Here is a 15,287-nt window from a genome sequence, read left to right as displayed (position 1 = left end):
GGAGGCGATCGCCTGGGCATAGCCGTGCGAAACACCCAGGCCACCACGTTCTACACCAAACTAGGCGTCAACCGGGCTCAAGCACGAGGTGCCGACGGCCGCCGGCCGGCGAACCCGGCCCTGAGCCGCCGTTCCACCGCCTCGGACGTCCCCCCGAGGCGGTCCAGGCCGTGCAGCGCCGACCCCACGATCGGCGGCGCGTCCAGCACCCGGACGTCCACGCCGGGCAGCCCCTCGCCGATCCGGGCCATCAACCGGGCGTCCCGGCCGGTCAGCACCCCGCCCCCCAGCACGACGGGCACGCCCACCTCGCCCCAGTCCAGCCGCGCGATCGCCGCGGCGGCCCAGGCGGCGACCTCGTCGCCCAGCCGCTCGACCAGCGAGACGGCGACGGCGTCCCCGCGTCCGGCGACCTCGAACAGCACCGGTACCAGCTCGTGCAGCCGTCCCTCGGGCAGGTGCCCGAGGTGGAAGCCCACGCACACCGAGGCGACGTCCGCCAGGCCGTACCACCTGGCGACCTCCTCGCGCAGCAGGGTGCGCGGGCCGCGGCCGTCCTCGTCGCGCACGGCCCACCACAGCACCTCCTCGCCCAGCCACTCCCCGCCGCCCCAGTCGCCCGAGCGCCGTCCCAGCGCCGGCCACCGCGCGACCTGCCCGTCGGGGCCGCGCGCGACGCAGTTCATCCCCCCGCCGCACACGACCGCCACGCCGTACGGCACGTCCGCGCCCGCGCGCAGGATCGCGAAGGTGTCGTTGTCCACGGTGACCTCGGGGGCCCAGCCCCGCGCTTCGACGGCCGTCTGCAGAAGGTCCTGCTCGATCGGCAGATCACAGTGCGCCAGGAACGCCGACACCCGTCGCGCCACGTACCCGGGCCCTGCGCCGCCCGAGGGGGTTCGGCCCGCCTCGCGTACGGCCGCCGCCACGAGGTCGGCGAGCAGGTCGATCGCGGCGGGAAGTTTCGGGCCGTGCGGCTGGAAACCGCCGCCGCGCACCCAGGCGAGCAGCTCGCCCGAGCCGTCGACCAGCGCCACGTCGGTCTTGCTGTTGCCCGCGTCGATCGCCAGGACCGCGGGTGCGGTCATGAGGCCCAAGCCTGGTGGGCCGCGAGCAGGCGGTCGGCGAGCCCCTGCGCCAGGTCGTACTGCCCGACCAGCGGATGCGCCAGCAACGCCGCCTCCACATGCGCCCGATCAGGGTGGGCCGCGGCCCGTACGGCCAGCTCCTCGTACGCGCTGACGTGCGCGATCAGCCCGGCCTGCAAGGGCTCCACCTCGGGCACGGCGAGCGGCACGGCCCCGGCGCGGGTGATCCGCGACGGCGCCTCGATCACCGCGGACGCCGGCAGGAAGGGCAGGGTCCCGTCATTGCGGACGTTGACCACCTGGACGTCCCCCCGGTCGGCGAGCAGCGAGGAGAGCAGGTCGACCGCGGCCGTCGAGTAGTGCGCGCCGCCGCGCTGCTCCAGGAGCTTCGGCTTGTCGTCCAGCGACGGGTACATCGCCAGCAGTCGCCGCTCCAGCTCCAGCACCTCCTGCGCCCGCGTCGGGCGTCCGCGCCGCTCGGCCACCACCTGGTCGTGCGCGTAGTAGAAGCGCAGGTAGTAGGAGGGCACGACGCCCAGAGCGGTGATCAGCTCGGCGGGCAGCTCGCACTCCCCGGCCAGCTCGGCGACGTGCCGCTCGATCAGCCCGGGAAGCACGTCGACCCCGTCCACCCACGCTGACCGCTCCCACGACAGGTGATTGAGCCCGACATGTCCCAGCGTGAGCTTCGACGGCTCGCATCCGTGCAGCCGCGCGAAGAGCCGCTGGAACCCGATGGCCACGTTGCACAGCCCGACGGCGCGGTGTCCGGCGTCGAGCAGGGCGCGGGTGACGAGGCCGACGGGGTTCGTGAAGTCGATCAGCCAGGCGTCGGGGGCGAGGACGCGGACCCGTTCGGCGATGCGGAGCACCTCGGGAATGGTCCGCAGGGCCTTGGCCAGGCCGCCCGCTCCCGTGGTCTCCTGGCCGACGCAGCCGCACTCCAGCGGCCAGGTCTCGTCGCCGTGCCGCGCGCGTTGCCCGCCGACCCGTAATTGCAGCAGCACGGCGTCGGCGCCCTCGATGGCGTCGTCGAGGTTCGTGGTGAGCCTGACGCGTCCCGCCCTGTCGCGCAGCATCCGGGAGGCGAGGCCGCCGACGATGTCGAGGCGTTCCCGGTCGGGATCCATGAGGACGAGCTCGTCGAGCTCCAGCTCGGCCAGCCCGCCGGCGAGCTCGGGCGTGTACGTGGAGCCGCCCCCGATGACCGTGACCTTCATCGCCCCTCCACCCCTGAACCTGTGGTGGCGGCCTTGGCCGTCCCGGCGGCCTTCGCCGTAGCGGAGATCTTGGCGGCGGCTGAGATGCGCCGGGTGGCGACCGACTCCCTGAGCAGGCGGGTGCCGTGCGCCAGGCCGCCGGTCAGCACGGGGGCGTTGCCGAGCGCCGAGATCCCGACGTCGGGCGGATGCCGCAGCATGCCCGCCAGCGCGGCGTTGATCTGCGGCAGGATGCTCTCGCAGGCCAGCCCGATGCCACCGCCGAGCACGACCAGCTCGACGTCGACGACCCGCGAGATGGTGGCGATCCGCAACGCGATCCGCCGGGCCTCCTCGGCGACGATGGCCGAGGCCAGTCCGTCTCCCTGGGAGGCGGCGGCGAAGATGGCCTCCGGCGTGGCGTCGAGCCGCAGCACGGTGTCCCCGTCGCGCAGACTCGTGGCGATCCACGCGCGGGCGAGGTTCATGAGGGCGTCCCCGGAGGGGCTGTCGGGCAGCTCGTCCTCGCCGGGGGCCGGATCGTCGACCTCGCCCGCCGCCCCGCGGTGACCCCGATGCGCCCGGTCGCCCAGGATCAGCCCGGCTCCGACGCCGGCGCCGATGGAGAGGAACGCGAAGTCGGCAACCCCCCGCCCGGCCCCGAGCGCGTGCTCGCCGATGACCGCCAGGTTGGCGTCGGTCTCGACCTCGGCGGGCACGCCCAGCGCGTCCTCCAGCCCGGCCCGGATCGCCATGCCCTCCAGCGCGGGCCGGTTGCTCTGCCGGATGACGCCTTCCTCGGGATCGACGACACCCGGCACCCCGGCCGCGACCAGCTCGATCCCCCCACCCGTGTCAGGGGCCAAAGCGTCGCGCACGGCCACGGCGGCGCGCAGGATCGTCGCCGGACGGGAGTCGTCGATGCGTTCGTCGTGCCTGGCCAGCATCGTGCCGCTCAGGTCGCACAGCGCGCCGCGGACGAAACGGGTGCCGATGTCCAGGGCCAGGACGTGGGCCAACGAGTGCACCGGCTCGAAGTAGACCGCGCCGTAGTGCATCTCGCCCGGCGGTTGGGCCTGGCGGACCAGGCCGGCGGACACGAGGAGGTCGAGGGCGTTGGCCACCGTCGGCTTGGTCATGCCGGTGCGGCGGCTCACCTCGGCCCGCGAGATCGGCGGGTCGGCCCGGATGGCCTCCAGGACCACGGAGGCGTTGATCTCGCGCAGGGTGGTGAGCGTCGCATGCTGGGACATGACGTGAATTCTAGTAAAGACTCTTGCCCGAATGCAATAAAGACTCTTTACTGTATCTCGCAGCCCCCTCATCCGGAGGAACCCTCATGGCACGACTCCACAACCTCCTGCTCGCGGCGACCGTCGCGCTCTCCCTGGGACCGGCCGCCACGGCCGTGCCCGCCGAGGCCGCCACGGTCGTCGACCCCTTCGTCCTCCAGGTCGGCGCGACGCTGCCCGCCCTGTCAGGCAAGATCGCCGCACTCGCCGCCGGCCCCGGCGGAGTGATCGCCGCCGCCCACGACAAGGGCCTGGCCCTGTACGCCTCGGGCGCCTGGACCTCCCTGTCGGCCACGGCCGCCTACAAGGTCGTCTGGCGCGGCGACGACCTCGTCGCCCTCACCGCCGACGGCCTGCTGACGATCAGGAACGCGGCGAAGGACTCCGCCCGGAAGGCGGGGGAGGGCGAGCCGGCCGACGCCGCCAAGGGAGGCGCCGACCGGCTTCCGTCCGGGGTCGACCCGGCCACGGCCCTGCTGGTCGGCGGTGACGACCTGATCCTCGTCCAGGGCGACCGCCTCTACCGCAAGGGCCCCGGCGGCTCGTGGCGTCCCGACCGGCTCCCGGGTCAGGCCGCCGCCGTGGCCCGCGCCGAGTCCGGTGCCGTCGCCGTCGCCACCGCCACCGCCGTCTTCGAGCAGACCGGCCGCTCGTGGACCCAGATCTCGCCCGCCGTCGGCACCACCCACCTGGCCTACGACTCCAAGGGCCGCCTCTGGCTGGCCGGCGCCACCGGACTCGGGCTCAGGGACGGCGCCACCGTCAAGCAGTACGGTCCCGCCGAAGGTCTGCCCATGCTCGGCTTCACCGCGATCGCCCCCGGCGCCGGCGGCGACGTCTGGCTCGGCACGGCCAAGGGCGCCGTGCACTTCGACGGCACCACCTGGGAGTACCGCCAGGGCCGCCGCTGGCTGCCGGACGACGCGGTCGCCGCCATCGCCGTGGACGCCGACGCCAACGCCTATTTCGGCACCGCCACGGCCGCCGGAGTCATCGAGGCCCGCCGTACGACGCTGGAGGAGAAGGCGGCCGTCTACGAGCAGGCCATCCAGGCCAGGCACAAGCGCACCCCGTACGGCTTCGTCGAGGGCATCGGGCTGGCCAGGCCCGGCGATCTGACCCAGTACGGCCAGGGCGCCAGCGACAACGACGGCCTCTGGACGGGCATGTACGGCGCGGCCGAGGTGTTCAAATACGCCGCCACCAAGGACGCCACGGCCAAGACCAACGCGCGCAAGGCGTTCGAGGCCCTGAAGTTCCTCGGGGACGTCACCCAGAGCGGCACCAACCCGGCGCCCAAGGGCTTCATCGCCCGCACGATCCTGGAGACCACGGCCACCGACCCCAACATCAAGGACAACGAGCAGCACGACCGCGACAAGCAGAAGGGCGACGCGTACTGGAAGATCCTGGTCCCGCGCTGGCCCAAGAGCGGCGACGGCAAGTGGTTCTGGAAGACCGACGCCAGCTCCGACGAACTGGTGGGCCACTACTTCCTCTACGCGCTCTACTACGACCTGGTCGCGACCGGGGCGGAGAAGGACGAGGTCGCGGGCGTCGTCACCAGGCTCACCGACCACCTGATCGACCACAACTTCTCCCTGACCGACCATGACGGCAGGCCCACCCGCTGGGGCTTCTTCAACCCGGAGGAGCTCAACGGCAACCCGTGGCGGCGGGAGGAACGCGGCCTCAACAGCCAGACGATCATCACCTTCCTCACCATCGCCGAGCATGTCGCGAAAAATCCGGAAAAGTATGCCAAGGCCAAGGCCAAGCTCATCGACGAGAACGGCTACGACCTGAACACCCAGCAGCCCAAGGTCACCGCGGGAGTCGGCGGCGGCAACCAGTCCGACGACGAGATGGCCTTCATGAACTACTACCACCTGCTCCGCTACGAGCAGGACGCCGGCCTCAAGGCCACCTGGGCCCGCTCCCTCTACGACTACTGGCAGTTGGAGCAGTACGAGCTCAACCCGTTCTTCAACTTCATCGCCGGCCTCACCCTGAAGGACCAGGTCTGGACCGACGCCTACGGCCCGTTCCCGCTGGAGATGAACGGACCCTGGCTCCAGCAGTCGATCGACACCCTCAAGCGCTTCCCGATCAACATGATCGACTGGAAGCAGAGCAACAGCCAGCGCCTCGACATCGTCAACCTCAACCAGCACATCCGCCCGGACGCCGACCCGAAGAAGCTCGGCATGCTCCGCAGCGGCACCGTGCTGCCGATCGACGAGCGGGTGATCAGCCACTGGAACCACGACCCGTACAAGCTGGACCAGGGCGGCGACGGGTACGGCGAGAACGACGGAACCTCGTACCTGCTGCCGTACTGGATGGGCCGCTACCACGAGTTCATCGCCGAGAAGTGACCTCCGGCAACCCGCCGGCGACCTCCCCGGGACGCGCGTCGAAACCCTCGTGATCCCGGGAACCCGCCGCGACGCCCCTCCGCCTGCCGGTCGGCACCTGCCCCCGACCGGCAGGCGCCTCTCCGACACCCCCGACCACGGCGGTCGCGATGCTCTCGACCTCCGCGTGGCCCGGCCGAGGAGGCCCTGGCGGGCCGCGACGGACCGTCAGCCGAGTTGCTGGGCCAGGCCGACGATGATGCCCTCGGGGCCTCGGACGTAGCAGAGCCGGTAGCTGTCCTCGAACTGCTCCAGCGTCCCGACGAGTTCGGCGCCGTGGGGACGCAGCCGGGCGATGACGTCCTCGATGTCGTCCACGGCGAACATGACGCGCCGAATGCCCAGGGTGTTCACCGGCGCCACCTCCGGCTCGGCGCTGATCGCCTTCGGCGTGTGGAACCTCGCCAGCTCGATGCCGCCGACCCCACCCGGGATCCGCAACATCGCGATCTCCTGCCGGACCCCGCTGAGCCCGATGATGCGCTCCGCCTGCTCCGCCCAACCTCCCTCGACCGGACCCCTGCCCTCCAGCTCCATGCCGAGCTCGACGAAGAACGCGATCGCGGCGTCAAGGTCGTCCACGACGATGAGGACGTTGTCCATCCGCTGAACCGTCATGCTGCATCTCCTCCATCACACACCCAGTCCGTGACCACGGGCATCCCCGGGACGGACCTGGCACCGCATTCTCGACACCCGTGCCCCGGCTCCCGTCCGCGATCATCCCTGCCCGAACACGCCCACCTTGCCCCTCTGAGCGGTCACCCAACAGATGCAGATGTCATCGCCTTGGTCCCCGTCCGACGCGTACCTGATCGCGAACAACCGCGCCACCGAGAGCGCGGAGCTGCGTCGGGGCTAAGGCTTCCGGGGCGTGTGGAGGACTTGGCGGACCGCGTCGCGTAGCCACTGGTGGGCGCCGTCGGCGGTGTGGCGGGGGTGCCAGGCCATGCCGATCGTCAGAGGTGGCAGCGGGAGCGGGATCTCCAGCAGGCGCAGGCCGAGCGCGTGGGCCGCGTCGCCGAGGGGGGAAGGGGGCTCGCCCGGCAGCGCGGTCGGGACCAGGCACACCACGTCGCCGACCGCGGCCAGCGCCATCGCCGCCAGGTGTCCGGGCAGGACGGCGCTGACCCGGCGGCTGAGCCCCTGCTCGGACAGGGCCACGTCCAGCGGGCCGGTGAAGCGTCCCCGGCGGCTGACCGCCACGTGCTCGGCGGCGGCCAGCCTGGCGGGCGTCAAGGGGCCCTCGGTGAGCGGGTGCCCGGCCCTGACGCCGGCCGCCATCCGCAGCGTGACCAGCTCCTCGACCCGGGTCTCCGGGTCGGCGTGGTCGATCGCCCCGAGCTCCAGATCGACCCGGCCCTCGCGCAGCGCGGGGCCGGCTTCCCACTCCTCGGCCAGCACCCGCAGCGAGACGCCCGGCGCCTGGCGCCGGGCCAGCCCGAGCAGCCCCGGCGCCAGCGCCGCGCCGACCAGGTCCGAGGCCTGGACGGTGAAGGTGCGCCGCAGTGCGGCGGGGTCGATCCGGCCGCTCGGGGTGAGCAGCGCCTCCAGCCGGCGTACGACCGCGGCGGCCTCGTCCCGCAGCGCCTCGGCGCGGGGGGTGGGCACCATCGTCTGTCCTGCCCGTACCAGCAGCGGGTCCTGGAGCACCCGGCGCAGCCGGGCCAGGGTACGGCTCATCGCCGCGGGGGACGTACGCAGCCGCGCGGCGGCACGCGTGACGCTCTGCTCGGTCAGCAGGACGTCGAGGGCGACGGCGAGGTTGGCGTCGAGGTTCGGGATCGGGCTGCTCACCGGCATTATTCCGTTTCGGGCAATGATTGCTTGCTGATGTTCCCATTGTGGCAACACGAGGCGGGTCGGCACGATCTGGGGACCGAACCGATCCGACAGACCGCGAGGTTCTCATGATCGTCATTACCGCCCCCACCGGGAACATCGGCCGGCGACTGCTGTCGCTGCTGGTCGAGAGCGCGCCCGCACACGGAGAGGAGTTGCGCGTCGTGGTCCGCGATCCTGCCCGGCTCCCCGAGGCCGTGCGCGGGCGCGTCGAGGTGGTCACCGGCTCGCACGGCGACGCCGCGACCGCCGACCGTGCCTTCGCCGGGGCCGACGCCGTCTTCTGGCTGGTGCCGCCGGACTCCTCGGCCACGCCGGAGGAGGCGTTCAGCGGCTTCACCCGTCCGGCCGCGCGCGCGTTCGCCGCCCACGGCGTCGGCCACGTCGTGGGCATCTCGGCGCTCGGCCGCGGCACCCCGCAGGCCGACCACGCTGGGCTGGTCACCGCCTCCCTGGCCATGGACGACCTGATCGCCGGCTCCGGCGTCGCCTACCGCGCGCTGGCCAGCCCGTCCTTCTTCGAGAACCTGCTGGAGGAGGCCGGCTCGATCCGCGAGCACGGCGTCTTCACCGACACCGTCGCCGCGGACCGTCCGGCCCCGCTGGTGGCCGTGGCCGACCTCGCCGCGGCGGCGGCCGGGCTGCTGCTGGACCGGTCCTGGACCGGCGTCGGCAGTGTTCCGGTGCTCGGCCCGCAGGACCTGTCGCCCGGCGACCTGGCCCGCATCATGACCGAGCAACTGGGGCGTCCGGTCCGCTACCGGCGGCAGCCGCTCGACGAACTGCGGTCCACCCTGCTCGGATACGGCCTCAACGAGGCGTTCGTCGAGGGCGTCGTCGACATGAAGCGCGCCAAGGACCAGGGCCTGGACGCGGGCGTCGCCCGTTCGCCGCGGGCGGGCCGGGCCACCGGATTCGCGCAGTGGTGCGCGGAGACCCTCAAGCCCGCCGTTCTCGCCACCCCGGAGGCCATCGATGCCCGCTGACCGGACCGAACCCGCGGTCACCGCGTTCATGCTGGTCAAGACCACGCCCGAGTGGCTGGCGATGACGGTGGCCGAACGCGTCGAGGCCTTCACCACCCAGGTCGTCCCGGTGATCGAGGCCCGCACCCGCGGCGTCCGCTCCCGGTTCTACGACACGGAGTTCTACTCGGCGCGGGTCACCGACATCTGGGTCTGGGAGGCGGACGACCACGACGCCTACCGGCTGCTGATCGACGCGTTGCGCGAGACCCCCTTCTGGGACCGCTACTTCGACGTCGTGGACCTGCTCGTGGGCACCGAGAACGGCTACGCCCGCACCTACGACGTGGACCCGGTGGCCACCCTCGCCACCTGACGCTCCTCCCTGACCGGCCGGTGCCCCCTTCACCCTGGGGGAGCGCCGGCCCGGCCGCATGAAGCCCGTATTGCACCAACCGATGCAAAACCGGTAGCGTGCTCGTATGGCAAGGCCGCGATCATTCGATGAGGACCAGGCCCTGGACACCGCGATGCGCACGTTCTGGGCGAACGGCTACGAGTCCACCTCGACCAGAGACCTGTGCGAGGCGCTCGGCCTTGACCGCAGCAGCGTGTACAACGCCTTCACCAACAAACGCGAGCTGTTCAAGCGCGCACTGACCCGCTACATGGACGCCACCACCGCCGACCAGCTCCGCATCCTCGACGACCCCGAACTCCCGGCGATCGACCGCGTTCGCGCCCTGTTCGCCAAGATCCTCCGGACGGAGGCGGAGAACCGGCGTGACGGTCACGGCCTCGGCTGCCTGACCGTCAACACCACGATGGAGCTCGCCGCCCGCGACCCGGAGATCAGCCTGATGCTCGCCCGCGACGCCGAGCGCCGGCTCGTCAGCCTGGGCACGGCCATCAGGAGCGGGCAGCGCGACGGCGACATCGGCTCCACCCGCGATCCCGCCGAGCTGGCCAGGTTCCTCAACGCCGTGATCGCCGGGATCCGGGTGGCCGCCCAGGGCGGCGCCGACGACGCCGCCATCACCGCCATCGCCGCCACGGCCATGGACGCCCTGGCCTGACCCCGGCTTTTTCATGCCCGAATTCTGCACCGATTGATGCAAAAAGGAGTCCTCCTTGCCCAGAGCCGTCTACGTCCTGGCCATAGGCATCTTCGCCATGGTGACCAGCGAGTTCGCCGTCGGAGGACTGATGCCCGAGATGGCGGGCGGACTCGGCGTGACCATCTCCCAGATCGGCTATCTGATCACCGCATTCGCGGTGGCCATGGCGGCGGGTGGGCCGCTGATGACCGTCGCGCTGGTACGGATACGCCCGAAGCCCGCGCTCATGCTGCTGTTCGCCGTCTTCCTGGCGGGCAACGTGCTCGCGGCCGTCGCGCCCTCGTATGCGGTCATGACGGTCGCGCGGGTCGTCACCGGCGTCGCCTCCCAGGCGTTCTTCGGGGTCGCCATCTCGGCGGCGGTCCAGCTGAGCCGTCCAGAGGTACGCGGCCGCGCCCTCGCCGTCGTCCTGAACGGGTTGATGCTCGGCACCCTGCTCGGGCTGCCGCTGTCCACGTTCATCGGCGGGCAGCTCGGCTGGCGGGCCGCCTTCTGGGCCGTCGGCGCCCTGACCGTCGTCGCCGCGATCGCCACCACGGCGGGCGTTCCCGGGCTCGGGCGCGCGGACGGCGGCAGCGACTTCAGGCGGGAGCTGGCCGTCTTCAGGAACGGCCGGCTGTGGCTGGCGCTGTCGACCAGCACCTTCATCATCGGCGCGACCTTCGCCGCCTTCAGCTACCTCAGCCCGATCCTCACCCAGGTCACCGGCTTCACCTCGCGCGCCGTCCCCCTCCTGCTCGTCGCGTACGGCGCGGCCACCGTGATCGGCAACCACGTCGTCGGACGCCTGGCCGACAAGCACACCATCGGCGTCCTGTGGTCCGGCCTGGCCCTCAACACGGTCTTCCTGGCCGGGTTCGCGCTGTTCGCCCACCTCGGCGTCCCGGCGGTGGTCGCCATGCTGGGCGTCGGGCTGGTCGGAGTGACCATGAACCCGGCGATGGCCGTACGCGTCCAGCGCGTCGGGAATCCGGGGCCGCTGGTCAACACCGTGCACGCCTCCTTCATCACCCTCGGGGTGATCATCGCTTCCTCGGTCGGCGGGCTGGTCATCGACGGCTTCGGGCTGCGGGCTCCCCTCTGGCTGGGCGTCGGGCTGGCCGTGCTGGGGATGGTGTCCCTCCTGCCCGAACTCGGCCGTACCGGGACGAAGCCGTCGGCGACGAGCCTCCCTCAGAAGCACGTCGAATCCGCCACCCACTGACGCCGCCGCCCGCACGCAGGAGGTCAGCCGCGCGAGCGGTGCACGACCTTCTCCGCCGAGCGGCCGGGATGGACGACGATCAGGTGCTCCTCCAGCGGCGCGTCCGGGTCGCTCTCGTCCCACGGCATCGTGCGGGCGTAGACGCGCATGCGGTAGTGGCCCGGACCGGCGACGGCCAGGTTCGGCAGCGGCCGGGCCGCCCCGCCGTCGCCGCCCTCGGGGTAGGCCGGTACGACCAGGCGGCCGCTGCGGCTGGCGATGCCCACCTCGACGACCGCGTCCCAGCCGGCGAGCCGGAGCGGCGGGGCGCTGTCGAACGCCTTGACCGTCAGGCACATCGCGGCGTTCTCCTCCGCGGTCACGATGGCGGCTCCGCTGCCCACCGCGTCGATGAGCCCGTCCTCGACGGCGTCGAAGATGTCGGCGAACTCGCGGCCGCCGCCGTAGATGTCCCCGGGCTCGCCCGCGCTGTCGTCGCGGTCGTCGAAGACGGCGTAGCCGCCCCCCTCGGACAACATGTACGCGGCCGTGCCCTGCCGCCCGGCCCGCACCTTGGGCCACGGGTCGGCGCACCGGGCGTTCGCCGCGGCCTTCCACCTGGACATCTCCAGGTCACGTTCGGCCTGACGGCGGTCGGCGTCGGCGTTCTGCCGGGCGACGATGCCGGGGCACAGATACTCCAGGGCCGCGGCCAGCTCAACGGAGTCCGCCGTGCCGCCCGTCCGTCTGTGCAGCGCGTGCCGTTCCTGGACGTCTGGCAGCGCGCAAAGCCGCGCACCGTGGGCGAGGACACGCTGGTCGGGCAGGTCCTCGGGGAACATCGCGGCCGCGGCGAAGGTCTCGCCCCTGGCCAGGCAGAGGAACGACCGCCGCCGCTCCTCGGCCCCGAGGGCGGCCGCGGGACGGAGCCGGCCGCGGCAGCCTTCGTCGGCGGCCGTGTAGGTGAGCCGGGCGTCCTTCTCCGCGCCGACGACCGCCGTCGGCAGCACGAACACGACCGCGGCGGCGGCGAGCCACCGGTACGTGCGCCCGGTTCCGGACGCCTGGACGCCGGCAACGGGCGCGGCGGCGAGTTCGTGCGCGGTGCGCGCCGCCCACACGACGGCCAGCCCGTCGAGCGCCTGCACGGCGAGCGACAGACCGTCGAACGACATGCGTCCGGCCTGCAACAGCCCGTAGGCCTCCGGGACGAGCAGGGCGGTCCAGCCGACGGCGACCGTGGTGACGCCGAACCGCTGGTCGCGCCCCTGCCCTGCCAGGATCATCGCCTTGCAGCCGACGGTCGCCAGCGCCGGCAGCAGCAGCGCCTTCAGCACCGCGAGTTCGGCGAACGGCCGCAGTACCCCGGCCAGGACCCCGGTCAGGGCGAGCCCGAGGGCGAGGACCCGGAACCGGCCCGACACCCCGGTGAGCGCGCGCACCAGCAGGACCACGGTGGCGGTCCACACGGCCCAGCTCGCGACGGACTTCGCGACGTCGGAAAGGCCATCCAGAAGCTCCCAGAGCAGCAGATCGCCGGCCACGTCCACATAGAGCAGGCGTCTCAACCACACCACGTCGCGCGGCAAGGTCGCGGCGCGCGGCGTGGCGGGGCCGCGCAGGATCTGCCACAGCGCCCACGCGTTGAACGCGCAGATCGTCGCGAGCAGGAGCCGGTCCCCGTCGCCCCACGGCCGCGGACGCGCCGTCGCGACGACGGTGAACCACCTCCCGCCGTCGTACCAGGCGGCGACAGCGGCGGCGGTCAGATAGAGCGCGACGGCGGCGGCGGCCGGACGTCCGAAACGGTGGTGGGCGACGGCGGCCCGGAGGAATGCGACGATGCGGATGATCTTAGCGGGAGCGCTCGGGGACTCGGTGTCCGCGCGGTAACCGAGGGACGTGGAAGTGCCGTCTTCCGTCGTCACGGGCGGTGCCCGACGATGCCGTCAGTCACCAGAAGGAACCGGCAGGCACTCGCGGAACCGCCGGAGAAGGGAAGACAACCCCATGGCCACTCAAGTCGCCTCGTTCGCCGACATCTCCAGCCAGTTCGACACCTACATCGGCGACATCGTCTACGCCACCATGACCACCGTCGACGCCAAGGGACGGCCGCGCGCACGAGTGCTGATCCCGGTCTGGGAGACCGTCGACGGCACTCCGCTGGGCTGGCTGGCCACGTACCGGACGCCGGTCAAGGCCGCCCACCTGGCGGGCAACCCGCACACCACGTTCTCCTACTGGACGCCCCGGCAGAACGCGGTGAGCGTCGACGCCGTCGCCGCCTGGACCGGCGACCTGGAGACCAAGCGGCACGTGTGGGACCTGTACCGGCGCACGAGCCCGAAGGGCGCCGGGTACGACCTGGGCAACTTCTGGCACGGCGGCCCCGGCGATCCGCAACTGCACGTCCTGCGCCTGGAGCCCTGGCGCATCCAGGTGATCAGAGGCTCGGACCTGCACAGCACCATCTGGTACGCCCCGGGAGAACGCTGACGGAAGTTCAACGCCGGTGGAGGCGGGTGGTGACGATCTCGGCGGTGTCGGGCGGCAGCTGGGGCACGAGGCCGTGCCAGGCGCGCAGGGTGGCCCTGTCCACGGCGGCCGCGATCGAACGGGCGATCAGGCCGTCGTCCGGCGGCACCGCGGCCGGGCTCAGGGGTTCGGTGGTCTCCCACCTGCCGTCGCCGGAGAAGCCGGGCAGCCTGACGCGCGAGCGCCGGGCCGGGGTGTGCGCGGTCACCGGAACCAGGAGGTCGGACGGAGTCCCGTCCGACACGTACCGGATCACGTAGACGAGCGGTCCGGCCGGAGCAGCCGTGATCTCCAGCACGTACGAGGCCGACGGCCCGGAGCGGTTCACCTGGAAGAGCGCCCCGCCAGGCAGGACGAGCACGAAGTCGTGGGGGGCGGCGGCCGCCGCCCGGGAGAGCGGACGCACCACGGGCAGCGGGATCACCGCCGACGTCGGCGGCACGTCGTCCACCAGGTCGAGGGTCCAGTCGGCGTCCGGGAGGCCGGTGAACGCCGCCCGTCCGTCGCCGCCGACGCTCGCCAGGTACCGGAGGTCGGGGCGCCCGGCCGTCAGGGCCAGCCACGTCCCGGCGTCACCGGCCCCCGGCCCGGTCACGGTCAGCGTCAGCTCGCCGCGGCCGTTCGCGCCCACGCCCGCCTCGGCCGTGATCGTCAGGTCGAGGTGACGCACGCCGACGGAGCCGGCGCGAGCGGAGAGCCCATGGTCGTTCAGCTGCCGCAACGCCTGCGTCAGGTCCTCACGCGTCCGGGGGGCGGCGGGTGGGTGCGCGGCGCGCATGGCCCGACGTGCGCGCCCGGCCACCGACGCGGCCCGCTCGCCGACCCAGCCGTCGTCCGCGTCCGGGAAGGCGAGACCGAAGTATTCGGCGCAGATGTCCTCCAGGGACTCACCGCCCTGCCGCTCGTTCATGGCCGCCTCCTGCCGCTCTTGTGGGCCTCCTCGACGCAGATGAAGCACACCGGCCCGTTCTCGCCCGCCTCGTGCAGCAGGGTCGAGGCGCCGGCGACGGCGATCCTCATCGCCTGGCCCGTCGAGACCCAGGTCGGCACGTCCTTGCTGTCGAGCACGCGGCGGACGGAGTACTCCCAGTGTTTCTCGGCCTGCTCCCAGTCATTGTCATGGTGCCTGATGAACGAGACGGCGAAGCCGTCGGGCACGCGGAACTCCCGGTGCGCGAAGCACAGATCGCGCAGCAGCGGGATCATCCGGCCTCGCCCTCGACCGGCACGGGTTCGCTCTTCCCCAGCAGTTCCTCGGCCGGCCTGGTCCGCCGGGACGTGATCGCGTGGCTGACCATGAACCCGGCGACCCCTCCCACCGCGGCCGGGACGAGCAACCACCCCACGATCGACAGGAACCAGGCCAGGACCGGCAGCGCGGTGTCGGCGGGCGAGGTGATGCCCAGGGTGACGTCGTAGGCCGTGCGCCAGCCGATCACCAGGCCGTTGGCCCCGAACAGCGCCCCGACCGCGACCATGATCGGCAGCCCGCGGGTCCACATCCAGTAGCGGACCCCGTGGTGGGCGCCGAGGGAGAGCCACCAGCGGCGCAGCCGATGCCGGATCCGCTCGCGAGGAGGCGGGGGAACTCCGAATCCCGGGGGGACGGACGGGGGCATGAGCACAAGGTAGCCACTCGTCACAG

At 72.4% G+C, this 15,287-nt stretch carries 15 protein-coding genes; 6 read left to right on the top strand and 9 right to left on the bottom strand.

Annotated elements, in window-relative coordinates; translation table 11 throughout:
* Positions 1-77: 77 nt before the first annotated feature.
* The 3 genes from ACIA8R_RS31210 to ACIA8R_RS31200 are packed head-to-tail and all read right to left on the bottom strand — an operon-like array spanning position 78 to position 3,540.
* Entirely contained in the window at positions 78-1,088 is a 1,011-nt protein-coding gene (locus ACIA8R_RS31210; RefSeq protein WP_397041643.1) for an N-acetylglucosamine kinase, read from the bottom strand.
* Positions 1,085-2,308, bottom strand: a complete 1,224-nt coding sequence (locus ACIA8R_RS31205) for a 6-phospho-beta-glucosidase (protein WP_397041642.1) — start codon at positions 2,306-2,308, stop codon at positions 1,085-1,087. Before ACIA8R_RS31205 ends, ACIA8R_RS31210 begins: the two co-directional genes overlap by 4 nt.
* Positions 2,305-3,540: an ROK family protein gene (locus tag ACIA8R_RS31200; protein WP_397041641.1), complete on the bottom strand. Its 1,236-nt coding sequence runs from the start codon at positions 3,538-3,540 to the stop codon at positions 2,305-2,307. Before ACIA8R_RS31200 ends, ACIA8R_RS31205 begins: the two co-directional genes overlap by 4 nt.
* 86 nt (positions 3,541-3,626) lie before the next feature.
* On the opposite strand from ACIA8R_RS31200, the gene ACIA8R_RS31195 reads away from it, so the two are divergent.
* Positions 3,627-5,957: a hypothetical protein gene (locus ACIA8R_RS31195; protein ID WP_364092911.1), complete on the top strand. Its 2,331-nt coding sequence runs from the start codon at positions 3,627-3,629 to the stop codon at positions 5,955-5,957.
* Between the two features lie 207 nt (positions 5,958-6,164).
* Here the strand turns inward: ACIA8R_RS31195 and ACIA8R_RS31190 are convergent, their stop codons facing one another.
* Entirely contained in the window at positions 6,165-6,614 is a 450-nt protein-coding gene (locus ACIA8R_RS31190; RefSeq protein WP_364092913.1) for a VOC family protein, read from the bottom strand.
* Between the two features lie 240 nt (positions 6,615-6,854).
* Positions 6,855-7,793 carry a LysR family transcriptional regulator gene (locus ACIA8R_RS31185; RefSeq protein ID WP_397041640.1) on the bottom strand — a complete coding sequence of 313 codons (939 nt, stop codon included), beginning with the start codon at positions 7,791-7,793 and terminating at the stop codon, positions 6,855-6,857.
* Between the two features lie 113 nt (positions 7,794-7,906).
* Between ACIA8R_RS31185 and ACIA8R_RS31180 the strand changes: the two genes are divergently transcribed.
* The 4 genes from ACIA8R_RS31180 to ACIA8R_RS31165 all read left to right on the top strand — a co-directional run bounded on the left by ACIA8R_RS31180 (position 7,907) and on the right by ACIA8R_RS31165 (position 11,125).
* The gene (locus ACIA8R_RS31180; protein WP_364092917.1) at positions 7,907-8,824 is read left to right on the top strand and encodes an NAD(P)H-binding protein; all 918 of its coding nucleotides are present in this window, start codon (positions 7,907-7,909) and stop codon (positions 8,822-8,824) included.
* On the top strand, positions 8,814-9,179 hold the full coding sequence (locus ACIA8R_RS31175) for a darcynin family protein (RefSeq protein WP_364092919.1): 366 nt from the start codon (positions 8,814-8,816) through the stop codon (positions 9,177-9,179). Before ACIA8R_RS31180 ends, ACIA8R_RS31175 begins: the two co-directional genes overlap by 11 nt.
* A 106-nt stretch (positions 9,180-9,285) precedes the next feature.
* Positions 9,286-9,879 (top strand): helix-turn-helix domain-containing protein, encoded by a 594-nt coding sequence (locus ACIA8R_RS31170; protein WP_364092921.1) that lies wholly within the window; start codon positions 9,286-9,288, stop codon positions 9,877-9,879.
* 55 nt (positions 9,880-9,934) lie between these two features.
* Complete coding sequence (locus ACIA8R_RS31165) at positions 9,935-11,125, top strand: MFS transporter (protein WP_397041639.1); 1,191 nt, start codon at positions 9,935-9,937, stop codon at positions 11,123-11,125.
* Positions 11,126-11,148: 23 nt separating this feature from the next.
* On the opposite strand, the gene ACIA8R_RS31160 is transcribed toward ACIA8R_RS31165, so the two are convergent.
* Positions 11,149-13,032, bottom strand: a complete 1,884-nt coding sequence (locus ACIA8R_RS31160; protein ID WP_397041638.1) for a hypothetical protein — start codon at positions 13,030-13,032, stop codon at positions 11,149-11,151.
* 82 nt (positions 13,033-13,114) lie between these two features.
* Between ACIA8R_RS31160 and ACIA8R_RS31155 the strand changes: the two genes are divergently transcribed.
* Positions 13,115-13,603 carry a pyridoxamine 5'-phosphate oxidase family protein gene (locus ACIA8R_RS31155; protein WP_364092927.1) on the top strand — a complete coding sequence of 163 codons (489 nt, stop codon included), beginning with the start codon at positions 13,115-13,117 and terminating at the stop codon, positions 13,601-13,603.
* 7 nt (positions 13,604-13,610) lie between these two features.
* On the opposite strand, the gene ACIA8R_RS31150 is transcribed toward ACIA8R_RS31155, so the two are convergent.
* From ACIA8R_RS31150 to ACIA8R_RS31140, 3 genes are read right to left on the bottom strand one after another with little or no spacing between them, the layout of a single operon-like run.
* Positions 13,611-14,552, bottom strand: a complete 942-nt coding sequence (locus tag ACIA8R_RS31150) for a hypothetical protein (protein ID WP_397041637.1) — start codon at positions 14,550-14,552, stop codon at positions 13,611-13,613.
* Positions 14,549-14,848, bottom strand: coding sequence for a hypothetical protein (locus ACIA8R_RS31145; protein WP_357701748.1), 300 nt, complete (start codon positions 14,846-14,848; stop codon positions 14,549-14,551). Before ACIA8R_RS31145 ends, ACIA8R_RS31150 begins: the two co-directional genes overlap by 4 nt.
* On the bottom strand, positions 14,845-15,261 hold the full coding sequence (locus tag ACIA8R_RS31140; protein WP_357701750.1) for a DUF6313 family protein: 417 nt from the start codon (positions 15,259-15,261) through the stop codon (positions 14,845-14,847). Before ACIA8R_RS31140 ends, ACIA8R_RS31145 begins: the two co-directional genes overlap by 4 nt.
* Positions 15,262-15,287 lie beyond the last annotated feature (26 nt).

Origin of the sequence: Nonomuraea sp. NPDC051191, from assembly GCF_044455665.1 — a bacterium.
Taxonomy (GTDB): Bacteria; Actinomycetota; Actinomycetes; order Streptosporangiales; family Streptosporangiaceae; genus Nonomuraea.
Note: the sequence above shows the minus strand (reverse complement) of the source record. Positions and strands in the feature narration are given on the sequence as shown.